Consider the following 18,402-nt stretch of genomic DNA (forward strand, 5'->3'; position numbering starts at 1 on the left):
TGATTTTTGGCACGCTGTTGAGTTCTCAAGGAACGAAAGCTTCCTTTGTACTCACCCGAGAGACTCTCTCAGGCTTTCCTCCGGGCTTCCCTTCGGTCTTGCGTTTCCGACTCTATCAGATCCTTTCGGTGTCCGATTCCCGGTCGGCGGGATTTGTCTGGGGCTTCCGGCTTTCGCCCGTCGGCCTTTCGACATTCACTACGTTAGCCGATTCCCTCGGCGTCTCATAATCGAGTCTCACGCGTTCGAATTAGGGCATGCGGACACGCCGAAATCGCTCCCGCTGAGGGGCATCGTAGGTAGTGGGTTGGCCGCTTCCGGCTGCTGGCGAATGCCGTACCCGGTTCAAGCGGCTCGGGCCACGTTACGCCCCCGTCAAGAGCGAGTCAACTTCGGCGGCGCCTGGGGACATGGGCCCGATACGGGCTCACGGTGGGGTCGTCGGACACCCAGAAGCGCCAGGGATGGATGTCCCCGTCACCGCCCTCACCGGCGACGCCGGTGCGCGGGCCGTTGCGTACCTGGTCGGAGGGTACGGGAGTGCCGGTGAGCATCCTCAGCGGAGTCTCGCCGGAGGCGCACGCGTCCGTGCCGTCGAGGGCCCGGTCGACGTCCAGGGCGGTGGCCAGGCGGGCGGGGCCTTTGGCCAGTTCCTTGTCGTCGCGGGCCGAGAGTCGACGTTTGCGGGCCAGTTCGGCGCCTTCGATCACCTCGCCGGCGCGGAGCAGGACCGCGCTCGCCCGGCCGTCGGAGCCGCAGACGAGGTTCATGCAGTGCCACATGCCGTAGGTGAAGTAGACGTACACATGGCCGGGGGGACCGAACATCACCTCGTTGCGGGCGGTGCGGCCACGGTAGGCGTGGGAGCCGGGGTCGTTCGGGCCGTCGTAGGCCTCGACCTCCGTGAGGCGGAGGGTGATCGGACCGTCGGGGGTGGTGCGGACGAGGAGGCGGCCGAGGAGGTCGGGGGCCACGTCCAGGACAGGGCGGTCGAAGAAGGTCCTGGCGAGGGGCGTACGGTCGGGGGTCGCGATCATGCCCTCCGAGCGTAGTGGAGACCGGTGGGTGCGTCGGGGTGGTCAGCGGGCACTTGGCTTGCCAGGGTGTGGGAGGCGGAACCGGCCAGGGCCGGATCGCGTATGTAGGGATCAAGGGATCCCGTCAGAAGTAGTCGTAGAGGGAGAGTCATGGCGTTCAAGAAGCTGCTCGCGAGTCTGGGGGCCGGCGGGGCTTCGGTCGAAACGGTACTGACGGAGGTCAACGTCGTTCCGGGCGGTGTCGTCCAGGGCGAGGTGCGGATCCAGGGCGGTTCCGTCGCCCAGAACATCGAGGGGCTGTCCGTCGGGCTGCAGGCCAAGGTCGAGGTCGAGAGCGGCGACCAGGAGTACAAGCAGGACATCGAGTTCACCAAGCTGCAGCTCGGGGGTGCCTTCGAGCTGCAGGCGGGCGCGGTGCACGCGGTGCCGTTCGGGCTGGAGATCCCCTGGGAGACGCCGATCACGATGATCGACGGGCAGGCGCTGCGTGGGATGAACATCGGTGTGACGACCGAGCTCGCGATCGCGCGGGCCGTGGACTCGGGTGACCTCGACCCTGTCAACGTGCACCCGCTGCCGGCGCAGAAGGCGATCCTGGACGCCTTCATCCAGCTGGGTTTCCGCTTCAAGAACGCGGACATGGAGCGTGGGCACATCCGCGGGACGCGGCAGAAGCTGCCCTTCTACCAGGAGATCGAGTTCTTCCCGCCGTCGCAGTACCGGGGGCTGAACCAGGTCGAGCTGAGCTTCGTGGCCGACGAACACGCGATGGACGTCGTGCTGGAGATGGACAAGAAGCCCGGGCTGTTCAGCGAGGGCAGTGACACGTTCCGGTCGTTCCAGGTGGGGCTGAACGACTACCAGGCGACCGACTGGACGGCGTACCTCAACCAGTGGCTGTCCGAGGTGGGCAGCAAGCGCAACTGGTTCTGAGGACAGTGAGGGAGAGGGCCCCGGCGCACCGTGGGGTGCACCGGGGCCCTCTCCTGCGTCCGACGGTCGGCGAATGATCTTCGATGCGGTATCGGGGCTACGTCATGTGACGGCGTGAAAGTCGTAGGCTCGCCACTGGAGTTTCGTTCCCGATCCATCAGGAGGTGTCGAGGTGACCGAGTTGAAGAGGCGGCCGCTGCCCCACGACTTCCACCCGCCGGTGCCGTCGTTCACGGTCACGAGTGAGGACGTGCGGGAGGGCGCCACGCTCAAGGGCGATCAGGTCTACGCGGAGGGGAACACCTCACCGCAGTTGCGGTGGGAGGGGTTCCCGGCCGAGACCAAGAGCTTCGCCGTCACCTGCTACGACCCGGATGCTCCGACGGGCAGCGGGTTCTGGCACTGGGTCGTGTTCGACATCCCGGCCTCGGTGACCGAGCTGCCGGCGGGCGCGGGCAGTGGCAAGTTCGAGGGGCTGCCGGAGGGTGCCGTACACGCGCGCAACGACTACGGCGGCAAGGAGTTCGGCGGTGCCGCGCCGCCGCCCGGGGACGGACCGCACCGGTACGTCTTCACGGTGTACGCGGTGGATCAGGAGAAGCTCGGGCCGGACGCCGACGCCTCGCCGGCCGTCGTCGGGTTCAATCTGCGGTTCCACGCGATCGCGCGCGCTCAGCTGATCGGTGAGTACGAGAATCCCCCGCAGGGATGAGCTCCGACCGATGAGCGCGGTGGGATGAATCAGCTCATCGTTCATTGAACGTTTGCCCGCCCCCGGTCTTGGAAGTGATCAGGGGCGGGCATTTTTTATTGCGTTGTCCATCTCGGCGCGCCCGTCCAGAGTTGATCCAAGCCCGCCGGGGGGTGGGCAGGTGCAATTGGGAGGTGGGCTGGATGCGTGACACGTTGGTCCTGAACGCGAGCTTCGAGCCGCTGTCTACGGTGACGTTGAACCGAGCCGTCGTTCTGGTGCTGCAGGACAAGGCCGTCGTCGAGCAGGCCCACCCCGAACTGCGTATGCGGGGCGCCGAGGTCGACATACCCGCCCCCCGGGTGATCAGGCTGTGCAGATACGTACGGGTGCCGTTCCGAAGACAAGCCCCGTGGTCCCGGAGGGGGGTGCTGGTCAGGGACCGGCACCGGTGCGCGTACTGCGGCAGGCGTGCGACGACCGTGGACCACGTGGTGCCTCGGGCGCAGGGGGGTCAGGACACCTGGCTCAATACGGTGGCCTCCTGCGCGGAGGACAATCACCGTAAGGCGGACCGTACTCCGGAGCAGGCGGGGATGCCGTTGCTGAGACTGCCGTTCGAGCCGACTCCGCAGGACGCGATGCTGCTGGCGCTGGGACAGGACGACTTGGTCGCGCTGCCGGAGTGGCTCACGGTGGACGCGGCGTAGGTGATGTAGTGGGGCCCGCCTCCTGGCAGGAGGCGGGCCCCACTCACATCAGCACGGTGTCAGTCGATGGACGGCTTCTCCCTGCGCTCCGGGATCTTCTTCTCGGAGCCTCCGCCGTTGCCGGAACCGCCCCCCATGCCGCCGAAGTTGCCCATGGCGCCGGAGAGGCCCTTGAGGGCGTCGCCGATTTCGCTGGGGACGATCCAGAGCTTGTTGGCGTCGCCCTCGGCGATCTTGGGGAGCATCTGGAGGTACTGGTAGGAGAGGAGCTTCTGGTCCGGGTCGCCGGCGTGGATCGCCTCGAAGACCGTACGGACGGCCTGGGCCTCGCCCTCGGCGCGCAGGGCGGCGGCCTTGGCCTCACCCTCGGCGCGCAGGATCTGGGACTGCTTCTCGCCCTCTGCGGTGAGGATGGCGGCCTGGCGCGTGCCTTCGGCGGTGAGGATCGCGGCGCGCTTGTCACGGTCGGCGCGCATCTGCTTCTCCATCGAGTCCTGGATGGAGGTGGGCGGTTCGATCGCCTTGAGTTCGACGCGGTTGACGCGGATGCCCCACTTGCCGGTCGCCTCGTCGAGGACGCCGCGCAGGGCCGCGTTGATCTCCTCGCGGGAGGTCAGGGTCCGCTCCAGGTCCATGCCGCCGATGATGTTGCGGAGGGTGGTGACGGTGAGCTGCTCGATCGCCTGGATGTAGCTGGCGACCTCGTAGGTCGCGGCCCGCGCGTCGGTCACCTGGTAGTAGATGACGGTGTCGATGTTCACCACCAGGTTGTCCTGGGTGATCACCGGCTGCGGCGGGAACGGGACGACCTGTTCACGCAGGTCGATGCGGTTGCGGATGGTGTCGATGAACGGGACGACGATGTTGAGGCCCGCGTTGAGTGTGCGTGTGTAGCGCCCGAAGCGCTCGACGATGGCGGCGCTCGCCTGTGGGATGACCTGGATCGTCTTGATCAGGGCGATAAAAACCAACACCACCAGAATGATCAAGACGATGATGACCGGTTCCATCGTGCTTCCCCGTCCCCTTCTCCGCTTCTCCGCCACGAGCGCTTCGGAAAGATCTTATGGTTGTTGAAGATCTTGCTGGTCGAGTCTGACAGACCGTCGCCTGCCTCGGGAGGTCTTCGCCTCACTTGCGTCGTGCGGGAGTTGTGCAAGGTCAGATGACGATCGCCGTGGCCCCCTCGATCTCCACGACGTCGACTTCCTCACCGACCTCGTAAGCCCGGCCCGTGTCGAGGGAACGGGCCGACCAGATCTCTCCGGCGAGTTTGATCCGGCCGTTCCCCGAGCCGTCGACGCGCTCCAGTACGACGGCTTGCTTGCCCTTCAACGCGTCGACGCCCGTGGCCAGTTGGGGGCGCTGGGCGCTGTGCCGGGCCGCGATGGGGCGTACGACGGCGATGAGCGCGACCGAGACGACGATGAAGACGAGCACCTGGGCGACGGCGCCGAAGCCGACACCGGCGCCGATCGCGGCGGCGACCGCGCCGACCGCGAGCATGCCGAACTCCGGCATCGCGGTGACCACGAGCGGGATTCCGAGCGCTGCCGCGCCGACGAGCCACCACACCCACGCGTCGATGTCGTTCACACGGTCATGGTAGGGCCGTATGTCCTGTCGGGGACAGGGCGCGATGGGGTCGGCACAGGGTCAGGACAGGGGCAGGCCCTGGGCTGTCCAGCGTTCGCCGACCTGTTCCACGACGAGCGGGAGGCCGAAGCAGAGGGAGAGGTTGCGGGAGGTGAGCTCGAGCTCGACCGGGCCCGCGGCGAGAACCTTGCCCTGACGGATCATGAGGACGTGGGTGAAGCCGGGGGCGATTTCCTCGACGTGGTGCGTAACCATGATCATCGAGGGGGCGATCGGGTCGCGGGCGAGGCGGCCGAGGCGGCGTACGAGGTCCTCGCGGCCGCCGAGGTCGAGGCCGGCGGCCGGCTCGTCGAGGAGCAGCAGCTCGGGGTCGGTCATCAGGGCGCGGGCGATGAGGGTGCGCTTGCGCTCGCCCTCGGAGAGGGTGCCGAACTTCCGGTCGAGGTACTCGCTCATGCCGAGGCGGTCGAGGAAGGCGCGGGCGCGCTGCTCGTCGATGTCCTCGTACTCCTCCTGCCAGCCGGCCGTCATGCCGTAGGCGGCGGTCAGGACGGTCTGCAGGACGGTCTGGCGCTTGGGGAGCTTGTCGGCGAGGGCGATGCCGGCCATGCCGATGCGCGGGCGCAGCTCGAAGACGTCGGTGCCGGGCCTGCCGAGGGTCTCGTCGAGGACGGAGACGGTGCCCGAGCTGGGGAAGAGGTAGGTGGAGGCGATGTTCAGGAGAGTGGTCTTGCCTGCTCCGTTGGGACCGAGGATGACCCAGCGCTCGCCCTCCTTGACCGACCAGGAGACCTGGTCCACCAGAGCCCGGCCCTCGCGGACCACGGATACGTCCTGAAGCTCCAGAACATCGCTCATGAGCGCGTTGTCTCCCCTTGCAGTGTGGCCGGTCTCGGTTGTCGCGGGTGCCTGTGGCTCGGACCGCCGCGCGCGGGTGGGCGCGGCCCCTCGGGAAAATCTACGCCACCGGTCGGGTGGGCCGTTCCATCGGTCCGGTCCTTAGGGTGGGGGCATGCTCTCGGAACCGCGCTCTGGTCGCCTTGCCGCTTGGGGAAATGCCCTGTTGGCCGGACTTGTCTCTCCGGACGACGCCGTCCTCGCCGTCGTCGGGGAGGACGCCGTGCACCGGGTGGAGGGGCTGCCCGGCGAGTCGGCGCCGGTCGGGCTGACGCTGGCGCTGGGGCGGCTGCGGGCGCTGGGGGTGACGGGGCTGCGGGTCGCGTTGCCGGCTCCCGGGCATCCGCTGGGGTTGAGCGGACCGCCGGAGTTCAACGCGCGGGCGCTGGAGGCGGAGGAGGCGGTGGTCTGTCACGGGGCCGCGCTGGGCCTGGTGCCGGAGGTGTCCGAGGCCGGGCCCGCCGGTGACGTGCATGTCGAGGTGGTGTGGCACTGCCTGGCCGTGCGGGAGGCTCCGCCGGCCGATGTGCCGTCGCTGGGTGAGGCCGAGCGGGAGCTGGCGGAGGCGTTGCGGGAGGCCACGGCGGTGCTGTCGCGGCTGGACGTGGCGGGCTCGGGGCCAGTGGCGGAGGCGGCGATCGACGCGTACCGGGCTCGGGCGGAGCGGGGGCGGGAGGTGCTGGCGCCGGGGTATCCGCCTCGGGCGGTGCGGGTGCTGGAGCTGGCGCAGCGGGTGGGGTTGCTGGTGTCGCTCGCCCTGGAGAACGGGCACGGGGGTGCGGTCAGCTCCGCCGAGATGGCGGCGCGGTCGGAGGCGTTGCGGCCGGTGGAGCGGACGGCTCGTCGGGCGCAGGTCGCCGCCTACAACGCGTATGTGGAGGAGCGGGAGCGGGGGGCTCGGTGAGCGCTGGGGGCGCGTGAGCGGTGTTGGTGCCGAACGGGGGTGGGGGCCGCGGCCCGGCGCTTGCGGGGTGCCGGTGCGCCCACCCGTGCCGCCCCGGCGGCAGGAGGCCCGCAGCTGGGTGCATGCGGACGCGGACCGGTCTCCCCCGGTGGGGGCCGGGGGAGACCGGGGGTCACTGGGCGTCCGGGCGGGACCTCAGTGGTTCAGGCCCTGGTTGCCGAAGGCCGGGTTGAGCGCGCCGATGACGTTGACGCTGTCGCCGACCACGTTGACCGGGACGTGCACCGGCGCCTGGATGATGTTGCCCGAGGCGACGCCCGGCGAGCCCTTGGCCTCACCGAGGGCCGAGGCGCCGCCGTGGGCGGAGGCCAGGCCGGCTCCCGCGGCCACCAGGCCGCCGGCCATCATCGTCACGGCCGCTGCCTTCTTCAGGTTCTTCACGTTTCTCAAGCCCTCCTGGCGATTGCCGCGGCAGTCGCCGCGGCACGCACTGGAGAACGGCGGAGACCGGCGGAGGATGCGCCGTTCGGGGGACATTCCCACGACGGTATGAATCTCAGTCCGGAGGGAGACCTTCCGTATTGCCGTCAGCCGGCCACGCCGTGGCGTACGGCCCACAGCGCGGCCTGGGTGCGGTCGGCGAGGTCCAGCTTCATCAGGATGTTCGAGACGTGGGTCTTGACGGTCTTCTCGGAGAGGACCAGGGCCCGGGCGATCTCGCGGTTGGAGCGGCCGTCCGCTATCAGGCCGAGCACCTCGCGCTCCCGTTCCGTGAGCGAACCGCCTCTGCCCTGGCCGGAGTTGGCCTCCTCCTGGGAGAGGAGTGCGCCGGCCACCTCGGGCTGGAGGAGGATGTGGCCGGCATGGACCGAGCGGATGGCGCCGGCGAGGGCGTCGGGGTCCACGTCCTTGTAGACGTACCCGGCGGCTCCCGCCCGCAGGGCCGGGACCACCGTGCGCTGTTCGGTGAAGCTGGTGACGATGAGTACGCGCGCTGGGTTGTCCAGGTCACGGAGTCTGCGCAGCGCCTCGACGCCGTCCATGCCGGGCATCTTGACGTCCATGAGGACGACGTCGGGCTTCAGCTCCTCGGCGCGCTCGACTCCCTCGGCGCCGTCGGCGGCCTCGCCGACGACCTCGATGTCGTCCTGGACCTCCAGGAAGGTGCGCAGGCCGCGGCGGACGACCTGGTGGTCGTCGACGAGCAGCACCTTGATTGCGTCAGCCACCGGGGGCCTCCATCTCGATCGTGGTGCCCTTGCCGGGCGCCGATTCCACCGTCAGGCTGCCCCCGATCCCGCTCGCCCGGTCCCGCATGGAGACCAGGCCCAGATGGCGGCCCGCCCGGCGGACCGACGTGGGATCGAAGCCGGTGCCGTCGTCCGTGACGCGCAGGACCGTGTCGGTGCCGCGCTTGCGGAGGGTCACTTCCACGTGCTGTGCGCCGGAGTGGCGCAGGGCGTTGTGCAGGGCCTCCTGGGCGACCCGCAGCAGAGCCTCCTCCTGGGCGGCGGGCAGGGCGCGTACCCCGTGGCCGGTGAAGGTCACGCGCGCGGCGTGGGCGCGGTCGAGGACCTGGACCTGGGTGCGCAGGGTGGCGACCAGGCCGTCCTCGTCGAGGGCGGCGGGGCGCAACTCCACTACGGCGGCGCGCAGTTCGTCGGCGGCCTCCGCGGCGAGCGTGGCGACCTGATGCAGTTCGCCCTTGGCGCGGGAGGGGTCGCGGTCGACGAGGGCGGCGGCCGCCTGGGCCGTCAGACGCAGGGAGAACAGCTTCTGGGCCACCGCGTCGTGCAGCTCATGGGCCAGCCGGGAGCGTTCCTCGGCGATGGTCAGTTCGCGGCTGCGCTCGTAGAGGCGGGCGTTGGTGAGGGCGATGGCCGCGTGCTGGGCGAGGATGGAGAGCAGTTCCTCGTCCTCCTGGGTGAAGCCGCAGCCGCCCTGCGGCTCGGGGCACGGGTTTTCCCCCACAGGACGCAGCTTGTTGGCGAGGAACAGGGCGCCGATGACCTCGTCGCCGTCGCGGATGGGCAGGCCCAGGAAGTCGGACATCTCGGGGTGGGCGGACGGCCAGCCCTCGAACCGGGGGTCCTGGCGCACGTCGGCCAGGCGCTCGGCACGGGCCTGCTGGAGCATCGCCGCCAGGATGCCGTGCTGGCGGGGCAGGGGGCCGATGGCCTTCCACTGTTCCTCGCTGACGCCGTCCACCACGAACTGGGCGAAGCCGCCGTGGTCGTCCGGGACGCCGAGCGCGGCGTACTGCGCGGCCAGGAGCTCTCGGGCGGAGGCGACGATCGTCTTGAGGACGTCGCGCACCTCGAGATGCCTGCTCATGGCCAGCAGCGCGGAACTCACCGCGGCGAGACCGGACCGGGGACCTTGGCTCATGCCTTCACGGTACCGGCGGGGGATGACGGCGCGGATGGGACCTGTGACGGCCCGGGGTAGGGCGCGGGACCTAGGCCGGAGGTCGCCGGTACTGCGGCGTAGGGCGGGGGGACGGGGTGTGCGGGCGTACGTCGAAGGGCCCCGGCAGACCCCGTCCCGCGTCTGAGGCGGGGCCGGGAGGCCGGTTCCTAGGTTGGGGTCACCGCCGGACGGAGGCGGGTCGGACGAGGGGACGGTTGTCATGCCGGTAGCGATCATCACGGGGGCCTCGAAGGGGTTGGGGCGGGCACTGGCCGAGGTGCTGGCCGCGCGGGGCTGGGATCTGGTTCTGGACGCCAGGAACGAGGGCGCGCTGAAGGAGGCGGCGGCCGGGGTCGCGGAGCACGGTACGGCCGTCCGGGCGCTCGCGGGGGACGTCACCGACGCGGCGCACCGCTCGGCGCTGGTGGCGGCCGCCGGGCGGCTGGGCGGGTGCGACCTGGTGGTGAACAACGCGAGCGCGCTCGGCGCCGAGCCGCTGGTACGGCTGGCGGAGCTGCCCCTGGAGGGGCTGCGGCGGGCGCTTGAGGTGAACGTCGTGGCCGCGCTGGGCCTGGTCCAGGAGGCGCTGCCGCTGTTGCGGGCGGCGTCGGCGGGTGCCGTGGTCACCGTGAGCTCGGACGCGGCGGCGGAGGCGTACGAGAGCTGGGGCGGCTACGGGGCGTCGAAGGCTGCCCTGGACCAGCTAGCGGCGGTGTTCGGGGAGGAGGAGCCGGGGCTGCGGGTGTGGGCGGTGGACCCCGGGGACATGGCCACCGACCTGTACGCGGCGGCCGTACCGGACGACGACGGTCCCCGGCCGGAGCCGGGGAGTGTGGTGCCGGCCTTCCTGTGGCTGCTGGACGAGCGTCCGGCGAGCGGGCGGTACGGGGCTCCGGCGCTGCTGGAGGGACGGCGATGACGCTGGCGGTGAGTGTGCCGGAGGAGCTGTCGGCGCGGGTGCCGGCGGAGCAGCGCGGGCCGGGGCGGGGGCGGGACGACGTACGGCTGCTGGTATCGCGCGGGACGGAGGTGGCGCATCACGCGTTCCGGGAGTTGCCGTGCCTGTTGCGGGCCGGGGACCTGCTGGTGGTGAACACCTCGCCGACGCTGGCGGCGGCCGTGGACGGGCGGATCGGGCACGCGCGTGTGGTGGTGCATTTCTCCACGCGCGGGGACGACGGGCGGTGGGCGGTCGAGCTGCGGGATCCGGACGGGGCGGGGACCACGCGCGCGCGTGCGGGCGGGCCCGCGGGGACGGAGGTGCGACTGGCCGGGGGTGTGCGGCTGGTCCTGGAGGAGCCGTTGAGCCCGGGGAGCGGGCGGTTGTGGTGGGCACGGGTGGCGGGCGGCGGTGTGGCGGGGCTGCTGCGGGAGCACGGGCGGCCCATTCGTTACTCCTATACGGAGCGGGACCAGCCGTTGTCCGTGTACCAGACGGTGTTCGCGCTGCCGTCGGCCGACGGTGCGGGGAGCGCGGAGATGCCGAGTGCGGCACGGCCCTTCACGGCGGGGCTGGTGGCGGAGCTGGTGAGCCGGGGGGTGCAGTTCGCGCCGGTCACGCTGCACACCGGGGTGGCCTCGGCGGAGGTGCACGAGCCGCCGTATCCGGAGCGGTTCGCGGTGCCGGAGGCGTCGGCGCGGCTGATCAACGCCGTGAGGGCCGGGGACGGGCGGGTGATCGCCGTGGGGACGACGGCCGTGCGGGCGGTGGAGTCGGCGGCCGGGGCGGACGGGGTCGTACACGCGCGTGCAGGGTGGACGGATCTCGTGGTCACGCCCGAGCGCGGGGTGCGGATGGTGGACGGGCTGCTGACCGGGCTGCACGAGCCGGAGGCCTCGCATCTGCTGATGCTGGAGGCGGTGGCGGGGCGGGCCGCGATCGACCGGGGGTACGACGAGGCGGTGCGGGGGCGCTATCTGTGGCACGAGTTCGGAGACGTCCATCTGCTCCTCCCGGAGGAGGGCCGTCACGCAGAGCATTGCTTGAGCAACTGTTCGTAAAAAGCGGGCCGGGGCGATGTGAGGCCGCACATAGGGCGCACATCACGTACGAAGGACAATAGGAGATAAATAGGTCCCACGTGAACGGGGCAGACGACCTGGTCTGTCCCGTTTTGCCCTTCCCTGATCCACTATCGGGGATAGTACGTCACACCTTTGCCTGGCCATTTTGCGGCCGCTAAGAATTGCTGCCGTCGCTCAACGCCGCGGGTTCGTCCGCGGCGTGCGTTCGTGCCAGGAGCACCGCGTCCGCCGTCGGACGAGCGACCTCCGCGCTATTTCGAAGAGGTCTTTCCGCATGCCCATGAACACTCACAAGATCGCGATCGCCGGTGCCGCCACCCTCGGTGCCGCCGCCCTCGCCTTCACCGTGGTGCCGGCCGACGCGCAGACGACCACGACGGACGCCGTCTCCTCCTCCCGTGTCGCCTACAGCTCCGAGCCGGTGCGGGACGTCAAGGCCGGCGTGACCGACCGGATGGCCGGCTCGAGCGTGAAGATCGACGCCATCGAGGCGAAGAAGAAGGCCGCGGCGAACGCCGCCGCCAAGAAGAAGGCCGCCGCCGAAGCCGCGGCGAAGAAGAAGGCGGCCGCGGAGGCCGCCGCCAAGAAGGCCGCCGCCGCGCGCAAGGCCAAGGCTGCCGCGAGCCGCTCCACGAAGCGTGCCGTGGTCAGGCCGGTCGCCGCCAAGAGCTACGGCAACAACCTCGACGGCTGGATCAGGCACTCCCTGGCCATCATGAAGTCCAAGGGCATCCCGGGCAGCTACAGCGGCCTGCACCGCAACATCATGCGGGAGTCCTCGGGCAACCCGAACGCCATCAACGACTGGGACATCAACGCGATCAACGGCATTCCGTCCAAGGGCCTGCTGCAGGTGATCCCGCCGACCTTCAAGACGTACCACGTGGCCGGCACGTCCTGGAACATCTACGACCCGGTCGCCAACATCACGGCCGCCGCCAACTACGCGGCCCACCGGTACGGCTCGATCGACAACGTCAACAGCGCGTACTGACGCCCCGAGCGCCGAAGGGCGGCGCCCCACCCGGGTGCCGCCCTTCGGCGTCGTACGGAAGTGGACTACTTGCGCATGACCTCGGGCTCGTGGCGGCGCAGGAAGCGGGCCACGAAGAAGGCGCAGACCACGCCGAGGGCGATCAGGACGACCATGTCCAGGGTCCAGGTGCCGGCGGTGTGCTCCCACAGCGGGTCGTTGTCGCCGCCGTCCTTGGGCGGGCTGATCTTGTTGAAGTCCAGGGTGGCGCCGGCCGCGCCGACCGCCCAGCGCGACGGCATCAGGTACGAGAACTGGTTGACGCCGATCGAGCCGCTCAGGGCGAACAGGCAGCCGGTGAACACGACCTGGATGATCGCGAACATGACCAGCAGCGGCATGGTCTTCTCGGCCGTCTTCACCAGCGAGGAGATGATCAGGCCGAACATCATCGAGGTGAAGCCCAGCGCCATGATCGGCAGGCACAGCTCCACCAGCGCGTTTCCGACGACCACGCCCTCCTCCGGGATCTCCCGGCTGGAGAAGCCGATGACGCCCACCAGCAGACCCTGCAGCACGGTGACCACGCCGAGCACGAACACCTTGGACATCAGGTACGCGGAGCGGGACAGGCCGGTGGCGCGCTCCCGCTCGTAGATGACCCGTTCCTTGATCAGCTCACGGACGGAGTTCGCCGCGCCCGCGAAGCAGGCGCCGACCGCGAGGATCAGCAGGACGGTGGTGGCGGTGCCGTTGGGGATGATCCGTCCGGTCTTCGGATTGACCGGGTTGGGCAGCAGGCTGTTGCCGGAGTCGATGAGCAGGCTCACCGAGCCGAGGACGACCGGCAGGATCACCGACAGGGCGAGGAAGCCCTTGTCCGACGCGATCACCGACGTGTAGCGGCGCACCAGCGTGAGGAACTGCGACATCCAGCCCTGCGGCTTCGGCGGCTTCATGGCTTGCATCGGCGGCATCTGTACGGACTGCGGTGCGATGGCGTCGATGTCCGCGGCGTACATCTGGTAGTGCTGCGAGCCCTTCCAGCGGCCCGCCCAGTCGTAGTCGCGGTAGTTCTCGAAGGCGGAGAAGACATCGGCCCAGGTGTCGTAGCCGAAGAAGTTCAGCGCCTCCTCGGGCGGGCCGAAGTAGGCGACCGCGCCGCCCGGCGCCATCACCAGCAGCTTGTCGCACAGGGCCAGCTCGGCCACGGAGTGGGTGACGACGAGGACCGTACGGCCGTCGTCGGCGAGGCCGCGCAGCAATTGCATGACATCGCGGTCCATGCCCGGGTCGAGGCCCGAGGTGGGCTCGTCCAGGAAGATCAGGGACGGCTTGGTGAGCAGTTCCAGGGCCACGGAGACGCGCTTGCGCTGGCCGCCGGAGAGGGAGGTGACCTTCTTCTCCTTGTGGATGTCCAGCTTCAGCTCGCGCAGCACCTCGTCGATGCGGGCCTCGCGCTCGACGCCGGTGGTGTCGGCGGGGAAGCGGAGCTTGGCCGCGTACTTGAGGGCCTTCTTGACGGTCAGTTCCTTGTGCAGGATGTCGTCCTGCGGGACCAGGCCGATGCGCTGGCGCAGCTCGGCGAACTGCTTGTACAGGTTGCGGTTGTCGTAGAGGACGTCGCCCTGGTTGGCGGGGCGGTAGCCCGTCAGGGCCTTGAGCAGCGTCGACTTGCCGGAACCGGACGGTCCGATCACCGCGATCAGCGACTTCTCCGGGACGCCGAAGGAGACGTCCTTGAGGATCTGCTTGCCGCCGTCGACCGTGACGGTGAGGTGGCGGGCGGAGAAGGAGACCTCGCCGGTGTCGACGAACTCCTCGAGCCGGTCGCCGACGATCCGGAATGTCGAGTGACCGACGCCGACGATGTCGGCGGGGCCCAGATGGACCGAGCCGCCCTTGGGGATCGGCTGGCCGTTGACGTAGGTGCCGTTGTGCGAGCCGAGGTCGCGGATCTCCATCCGGCCGTCGGGCGTCGAGTGGAACTCGGCGTGATTGCGCGAGACCTGCAGGTCGGAGACGACCAGGTCGTTCTCCAGGGCACGGCCGATGCGCATCACGCGGCCGAGGGAGAACTGGTGGAACGTGGTCGGGCTGCGGTCGCCGTAGACCGGCGGCGCCCCCGCGCCACCACCGGGGCCCTGCTGCTGCGGGATCTGCGGTGCGGCGGCCTGCGGCTGCTGCCAGCCGGCCTGCGGCGCGGCCTGCGCGACCTGCGGCTGGGGCGCCTGCTGGGCCCAGCCCGGGTTCGCGGCCTGCGCGGCGTACGGCTGCTGCTGGGGCTGCGCGGCCGGCGCCTGCGCTCCCGAGAGGGTCACGCGCGGGCCGTCGGTCGCGTTGCCCAGGTGCAGCGCCGAGCCGGGACCGATCTCCAACTGGCTGATTCGCCTGCCCTGCGCGAACGTGCCGTTCGTGCTGCCGTGGTCCTCGATGACCCAACTGCGGCCGTTGTGGCTGACCGTGGCGTGGCGCCAGGAGACCCTGGCGTCCTCGAACACGATGTCCCCCTGCGGATCGCGTCCGAGGGTGTATGGCCTGGACGGATCGAGCGTCCAGGTGCGTCCGTTCAATTCCAGTACGAGTTCCGGCACTCCATGCCCCACTGAGTAGTCCCCCGAGTTACCCCCATCAACAGGGAGTCTAGGGATGGCGAACATCGTCGGGAACTATTTCAGTAGCGGCCGCCTGACCGAAAGTGGGGCCCGGTGAAGAGCTTGCAGGAGCACATCGGCCGTTCCCGTTGACGGGGTTGAAATCGGCCCGGAGAGTGGTAAAAGCACGCGAGGGGGATGGAAGCGGCGATCTTCGCCGTACCGCGCTGCGGATCGGGGGGTCTGCATGGGTGCCGGCACAGGGCTGGAGAGCAACAGGCGCGCGGAGTACGGCGAGGGTGTGCCGTGGGTGGACGTGGGACTGGCCGCGATCGCCGCGGTGAGCTGGGCGTTGATCGGGATGGCGGGGACGGCGGCGCTCGGCCTGCATCTGCTCGGGGCGGACACCGCGGGCTCGTTGGGACCGATGACGGCCGCGGTGGTGGCTCTGGGGGCGGGCGGCTCGGTCGCACCGTCGGGCGATGTCTCGGCCTTCGGCCTGACCGGAGCCGAAGCAAACACCGCCATCGAGATCACGCCACTGGGCGTGAGCCTGGTCGGCGCCCTGCTGCTGTCGTGGTTCTTCCTACGGTCCCTGCGGGCCGCCGGAGTTGTGATCGCACCGGCCGAACTCCTCGCGCGTGCGGGCGCGGTGGTCGCGCTGTTCGTGGCGATGCTGGGCGGGCTGGCCTGGGCCGGCCACGACGTCATCACGCTCGACGGGAGCTCGCTGGGTCTCGACGACCTGCCCGGCGGGGGCGGCGGCGGTGGCCTGGAGATCCCCGGGCTCGGGGACGTGGGGGACCTCGGGGGACTGCTGCCCGACCGGGTCGGCGACCTCGTGGACGCGAAGGCGGCGGTCGGCTTCACCGTCGACACGGCACCCACCCTGCTCGGCGGGCTCGTCTGGTCGGCGGGGATCCTGCTGATCGCCCTGCTGGCCTCGCGCCGCACTCCGCTGCCGCGCGGGTGGGAGGCGGTGCACCGGGTGGCACGGCCCGCGGTGTCCGCCGTCGTCACCGTGCTGCTGGTGGCCGTGGCCGCCGGGCTCGCGGCGGCCGCGTATGCCGCGCTCGGCGACGACCATCCCCGGCGGATCGCCGGAGCGGCGCTGCTCGGCGCGCCGAACGGGGTCTGGCTGGGCATCTCGATCGGCCTCTTCGTCCGCTGGGACGGGCGCGCCACGGGCGCCCTCATCAAGGTGCTGCCGGATCCCCTCGACAACTTGCTGAGCGTCGGCACGGACCAGCCCGTGACGCTGGGCCGCCTGGCCGACCTGGAGGGACGCGTGTGGCTGCTGGCGGTGGCCACCGCGGTGATGATGCTGTTCGCGGGGGTGCTGGTGGCGGTGCGGACGCCCGTGGGGCCGGCAGGCGTGGGCAGGGTGCGGGTCTCACGGGGGGTCGGGGGGTTCGTCGGGCGGTGTGCGGTGCGGCTGGGGGTGGTGACGGCGCTGACGCTGCCCCTGCTCGGACGGCTGGCGGGGCTGTCCGTCGACGCCTCGCTGTCCGTGCTGGGGTTCGGCGCGTTCGGGGCGGGGGTCGAGCTGCACGGGCGTCTCGGCATGGCGCTGCTCCTCGGCGGCGCGTGGGGAGCGGGAGCGGGGGCCGCGGGTGCGCTGCTGGCGTGCGCCACGGGGACGGCCGGGCGACGGGCGGCGGCGCTGGCACTGGGTGACGTGCCGCGAGGTGCCGTGCGGGAGTACGCGGGCGAGGGCGGGCGACAGCGGCACGGCGGTGCGGAGGCCGGGCCGTATGTGCCGAGTGCGTCGTACCGGGCGCCGAACCCCGCCACCAATCCGTATCTGCGCGTCCCGGACGAACTGCGGGAGCCGCAGGACGCGCGACCGGGCGAGGAACGCGACGCGACGGGCCGAGCGGGACCGCACGGAGGCGGGCGCATGGGTGGGCCCGCCTCCGGGGAGGGGCGCGGTGGGAGCGGACAGATGCCGCCACCGCCGCTTGGCTCGCAGGGTGGGCCCCCGTCCGGCGAGGGCCGTGGGGCGGGGGGACGGGGGGATGTGTACGGGGCGCCGACCGTGGTGGGACCGGTCGGGCCGGCTCCGCGGCGGCCCGGCGGTGCTTCCGGGGGCGAGGGGCCGCCTCCCCCACCGCCGCCTCCTCCCCCGCTTCCGCCGAAGAAGCCCAAGGGGTCGCGGTGAGCGGGGCGCACGGGCCCACGGCAGCGCGCGGTGAGAGGGGTGGAGAAGTCCATGGGGCCGCCCTGAGCGGGGTGCGGCAGCCCGTGGGATGGTGGTGATCGGGGCAGCGGGATGCTTGGCGGGCTCTTCACATGCCCGTCATCGCCGCTTCCTCCACTGTTCCATGTCCGCTGGGCGGACCTCTGCGGCGGAAGGCACTCCGTGCCGGATACGGTGGGATACATCATGAGCGCTTCGCAGACTTCGCCGACCTCGTCCTCCGATGTCCCCACCCTCCTTGTCAAGATCTTCGGCAAGGACCGGCCCGGTATCACGGCCGGCCTCTTCGACACCCTCGCCGCCTACTCCGTCGACGTGGTCGACATCGAGCAGGTCGTCACCCGTGGCCGGATGGTGCTGTGCGCGCTCGTGACCGCGCCCCCGCGTTCCCTGGAGGGGGACCTGCGCCGCACGGTCCACAACTGGGCAGAGTCGATCAAGATGCAGGCGGAGATCATCTCGGGCCTCGGCGACAACCGTCCGCGCGGTCTCGGACGCTCCCTGGTGACCGTGCTCGGACACCCCCTCACCGCGGAGGCCACGGCCGCCATCGCCGCCAAGATCACCAAGGCCGGCGGCAACATCGACCGTATTTTCCGGCTGGCCAAGTACCCGGTCACGGCCGTGGAGTTCGCGATCTCCGGTGTGGCGGCCGAGCCGCTGCGCACCGCACTCGTCACGGACGCCGCCGCACTCGGGGTGGATGTCGCCGTCGTGGACGCGGGCCTGCACCGGCGTGCCCAGCGGCTGGTCGTCATGGACGTCGACTCGACCCTGATCCAGGACGAGGTGATCGAACTCTTCGCCGCCCACGCCGGCTGTGAGGCCGAGGTCGCCGAGGTGACGGCGGCCGCGATGCGCGGTGAGCTGGACTTCGAGCAGTCGCTGCACGCGCGTGTGGCGCTGCTGGAGGGGCTCGACGCCTCGGTCGTGGAGAAGGTGCGCGCCGAGGTGCGGCTGACGCCGGGCGCGCGCACACTGATCCGGACGCTGAAGCGGCTCGGCTACCAGGTCGGAGTCGTCTCCGGCGGCTTCACCCAGGTCACCGACGATCTGAGGGAGCGGCTCGGGCTGGACTTCGCGCAGGCCAACACGCTGGAGATCGTCGACGGGCGGCTGACCGGCAGGGTCACCGGCGAGATCGTGGACCGCGCGGGCAAGGCGCGGCTGCTGCGCCGGTTCGCCGCCGAGGCGGGCGTACCGCTCTCGCAGACCGTGGCGATCGGTGACGGCGCCAACGACCTGGACATGCTCAACGCGGCCGGTCTCGGGGTCGCCTTCAACGCCAAGCCGGTGGTGCGCCAGGCGGCGCACACCGCGGTGAACGTACCCTTCCTCGACACCGTCCTCTACCTGCTGGGCGTCACCCGCGAAGAGGTCGAGGCAGCGGAGACCCACATTCAGTAGTGCATCGGGAGGGCCCGGTGCCGATG

17 protein-coding genes are annotated in these 18,402 nt (G+C 70.7%); 9 read left to right on the top strand and 8 right to left on the bottom strand.

All coding sequences use genetic code 11. The features are described from left to right. Nucleotides 1–386 precede the first annotated feature (386 nt). On the bottom strand, nt 387–1,037 hold the full coding sequence (locus tag ACIBVL_RS00005; protein ID WP_399089115.1) for a DNA-3-methyladenine glycosylase: 651 nt from the start codon (nt 1,035–1,037) through the stop codon (nt 387–389). 150 nt (nt 1,038–1,187) lie between these two features. Between ACIBVL_RS00005 and ACIBVL_RS00010 the strand changes: the two genes are divergently transcribed. The 3 genes from ACIBVL_RS00010 to ACIBVL_RS00020 all read left to right on the top strand — a co-directional run bounded on the left by ACIBVL_RS00010 (nt 1,188) and on the right by ACIBVL_RS00020 (nt 3,371). Then, the gene (locus tag ACIBVL_RS00010) at nt 1,188–1,970 is read left to right on the top strand and encodes a sporulation protein (protein ID WP_399089118.1); all 783 of its coding nucleotides are present in this window, start codon (nt 1,188–1,190) and stop codon (nt 1,968–1,970) included. 172 nt (nt 1,971–2,142) lie between these two features. Next, on the top strand, nt 2,143–2,682 hold the full coding sequence (locus ACIBVL_RS00015; RefSeq protein WP_399089121.1) for a YbhB/YbcL family Raf kinase inhibitor-like protein: 540 nt from the start codon (nt 2,143–2,145) through the stop codon (nt 2,680–2,682). Nucleotides 2,683–2,864: 182 nt separating this feature from the next. After that, nucleotides 2,865–3,371 carry an HNH endonuclease gene (locus tag ACIBVL_RS00020; RefSeq protein ID WP_399089124.1) on the top strand — a complete coding sequence of 169 codons (507 nt, stop codon included), beginning with the start codon at nt 2,865–2,867 and terminating at the stop codon, nt 3,369–3,371. 59 nt (nt 3,372–3,430) lie between these two features. On the opposite strand, the gene ACIBVL_RS00025 is transcribed toward ACIBVL_RS00020, so the two are convergent. The 3 genes from ACIBVL_RS00025 to ACIBVL_RS00035 form a co-directional block, all read right to left on the bottom strand. Next, complete coding sequence (locus ACIBVL_RS00025) at nt 3,431–4,381, bottom strand: SPFH domain-containing protein (RefSeq protein ID WP_399089127.1); 951 nt, start codon at nt 4,379–4,381, stop codon at nt 3,431–3,433. 151 nt (nt 4,382–4,532) lie between these two features. Then, nucleotides 4,533–4,967, bottom strand: coding sequence for an NfeD family protein (locus ACIBVL_RS00030; RefSeq protein ID WP_399089130.1), 435 nt, complete (start codon nt 4,965–4,967; stop codon nt 4,533–4,535). A 60-nt stretch (nt 4,968–5,027) separates the two neighbouring features. Beyond that, a complete protein-coding gene (locus tag ACIBVL_RS00035; protein WP_399089133.1) occupies nt 5,028–5,825 on the bottom strand; it encodes an ABC transporter ATP-binding protein in 798 nt (265 codons plus the stop codon). 154 nt (nt 5,826–5,979) lie between these two features. Between ACIBVL_RS00035 and ACIBVL_RS00040 the strand changes: the two genes are divergently transcribed. Beyond that, on the top strand, nt 5,980–6,768 hold the full coding sequence (locus ACIBVL_RS00040; protein WP_399089136.1) for a hypothetical protein: 789 nt from the start codon (nt 5,980–5,982) through the stop codon (nt 6,766–6,768). A 195-nt stretch (nt 6,769–6,963) separates the two neighbouring features. Here ACIBVL_RS00040 and ACIBVL_RS00045 read toward each other — a convergent pair whose 3' ends face one another. From ACIBVL_RS00045 to ACIBVL_RS00055, 3 genes are all read right to left on the bottom strand, one after another. Beyond that, nucleotides 6,964–7,209, bottom strand: coding sequence for a chaplin (locus ACIBVL_RS00045; protein ID WP_399089139.1), 246 nt, complete (start codon nt 7,207–7,209; stop codon nt 6,964–6,966). Nucleotides 7,210–7,355: 146 nt separating this feature from the next. After that, nucleotides 7,356–7,997: a response regulator gene (locus ACIBVL_RS00050; RefSeq protein WP_399089142.1), complete on the bottom strand. Its 642-nt coding sequence runs from the start codon at nt 7,995–7,997 to the stop codon at nt 7,356–7,358. Then, nucleotides 7,990–9,156, bottom strand: a complete 1,167-nt coding sequence (locus tag ACIBVL_RS00055; protein WP_399089145.1) for a GAF domain-containing sensor histidine kinase — start codon at nt 9,154–9,156, stop codon at nt 7,990–7,992. Before ACIBVL_RS00055 ends, ACIBVL_RS00050 begins: the two co-directional genes overlap by 8 nt. 241 nt (nt 9,157–9,397) lie before the next feature. On the opposite strand from ACIBVL_RS00055, the gene ACIBVL_RS00060 reads away from it, so the two are divergent. From ACIBVL_RS00060 to ACIBVL_RS00070, 3 genes are all read left to right on the top strand, one after another. Continuing rightward, complete coding sequence (locus ACIBVL_RS00060) at nt 9,398–10,096, top strand: SDR family NAD(P)-dependent oxidoreductase (protein WP_399089148.1); 699 nt, start codon at nt 9,398–9,400, stop codon at nt 10,094–10,096. Next, nucleotides 10,093–11,178, top strand: coding sequence for an S-adenosylmethionine:tRNA ribosyltransferase-isomerase (locus tag ACIBVL_RS00065; RefSeq protein ID WP_399089151.1), 1,086 nt, complete (start codon nt 10,093–10,095; stop codon nt 11,176–11,178). Before ACIBVL_RS00060 ends, ACIBVL_RS00065 begins: the two co-directional genes overlap by 4 nt. A 298-nt stretch (nt 11,179–11,476) precedes the next feature. Then, nucleotides 11,477–12,196 (top strand): transglycosylase SLT domain-containing protein, encoded by a 720-nt coding sequence (locus tag ACIBVL_RS00070; RefSeq protein WP_399089154.1) that lies wholly within the window; start codon nt 11,477–11,479, stop codon nt 12,194–12,196. Nucleotides 12,197–12,261: 65 nt separating this feature from the next. Here ACIBVL_RS00070 and ACIBVL_RS00075 read toward each other — a convergent pair whose 3' ends face one another. Beyond that, the gene (locus ACIBVL_RS00075) at nt 12,262–14,769 is read right to left on the bottom strand and encodes an FHA domain-containing protein (protein ID WP_399089157.1); all 2,508 of its coding nucleotides are present in this window, start codon (nt 14,767–14,769) and stop codon (nt 12,262–12,264) included. Nucleotides 14,770–15,016: 247 nt separating this feature from the next. Between ACIBVL_RS00075 and ACIBVL_RS00080 the strand changes: the two genes are divergently transcribed. Together ACIBVL_RS00080 and serB are read left to right on the top strand one after the other, a co-directional pair. Further along, nucleotides 15,017–16,930 (top strand): streptophobe family protein, encoded by a 1,914-nt coding sequence (locus ACIBVL_RS00080; protein WP_399089160.1) that lies wholly within the window; start codon nt 15,017–15,019, stop codon nt 16,928–16,930. Nucleotides 16,931–17,155: 225 nt separating this feature from the next. Continuing rightward, nucleotides 17,156–18,376, top strand: a complete 1,221-nt coding sequence (serB, locus tag ACIBVL_RS00085) for a phosphoserine phosphatase SerB (RefSeq protein WP_399089163.1) — start codon at nt 17,156–17,158, stop codon at nt 18,374–18,376. The last annotated feature ends 26 nt before the right edge of the window (nt 18,377–18,402 follow it).

It is taken from the genome of Streptomyces sp. NPDC049687, assembly GCF_044465285.1.
Taxonomy (GTDB): Bacteria; Actinomycetota; Actinomycetes; order Streptomycetales; family Streptomycetaceae; genus Streptomyces.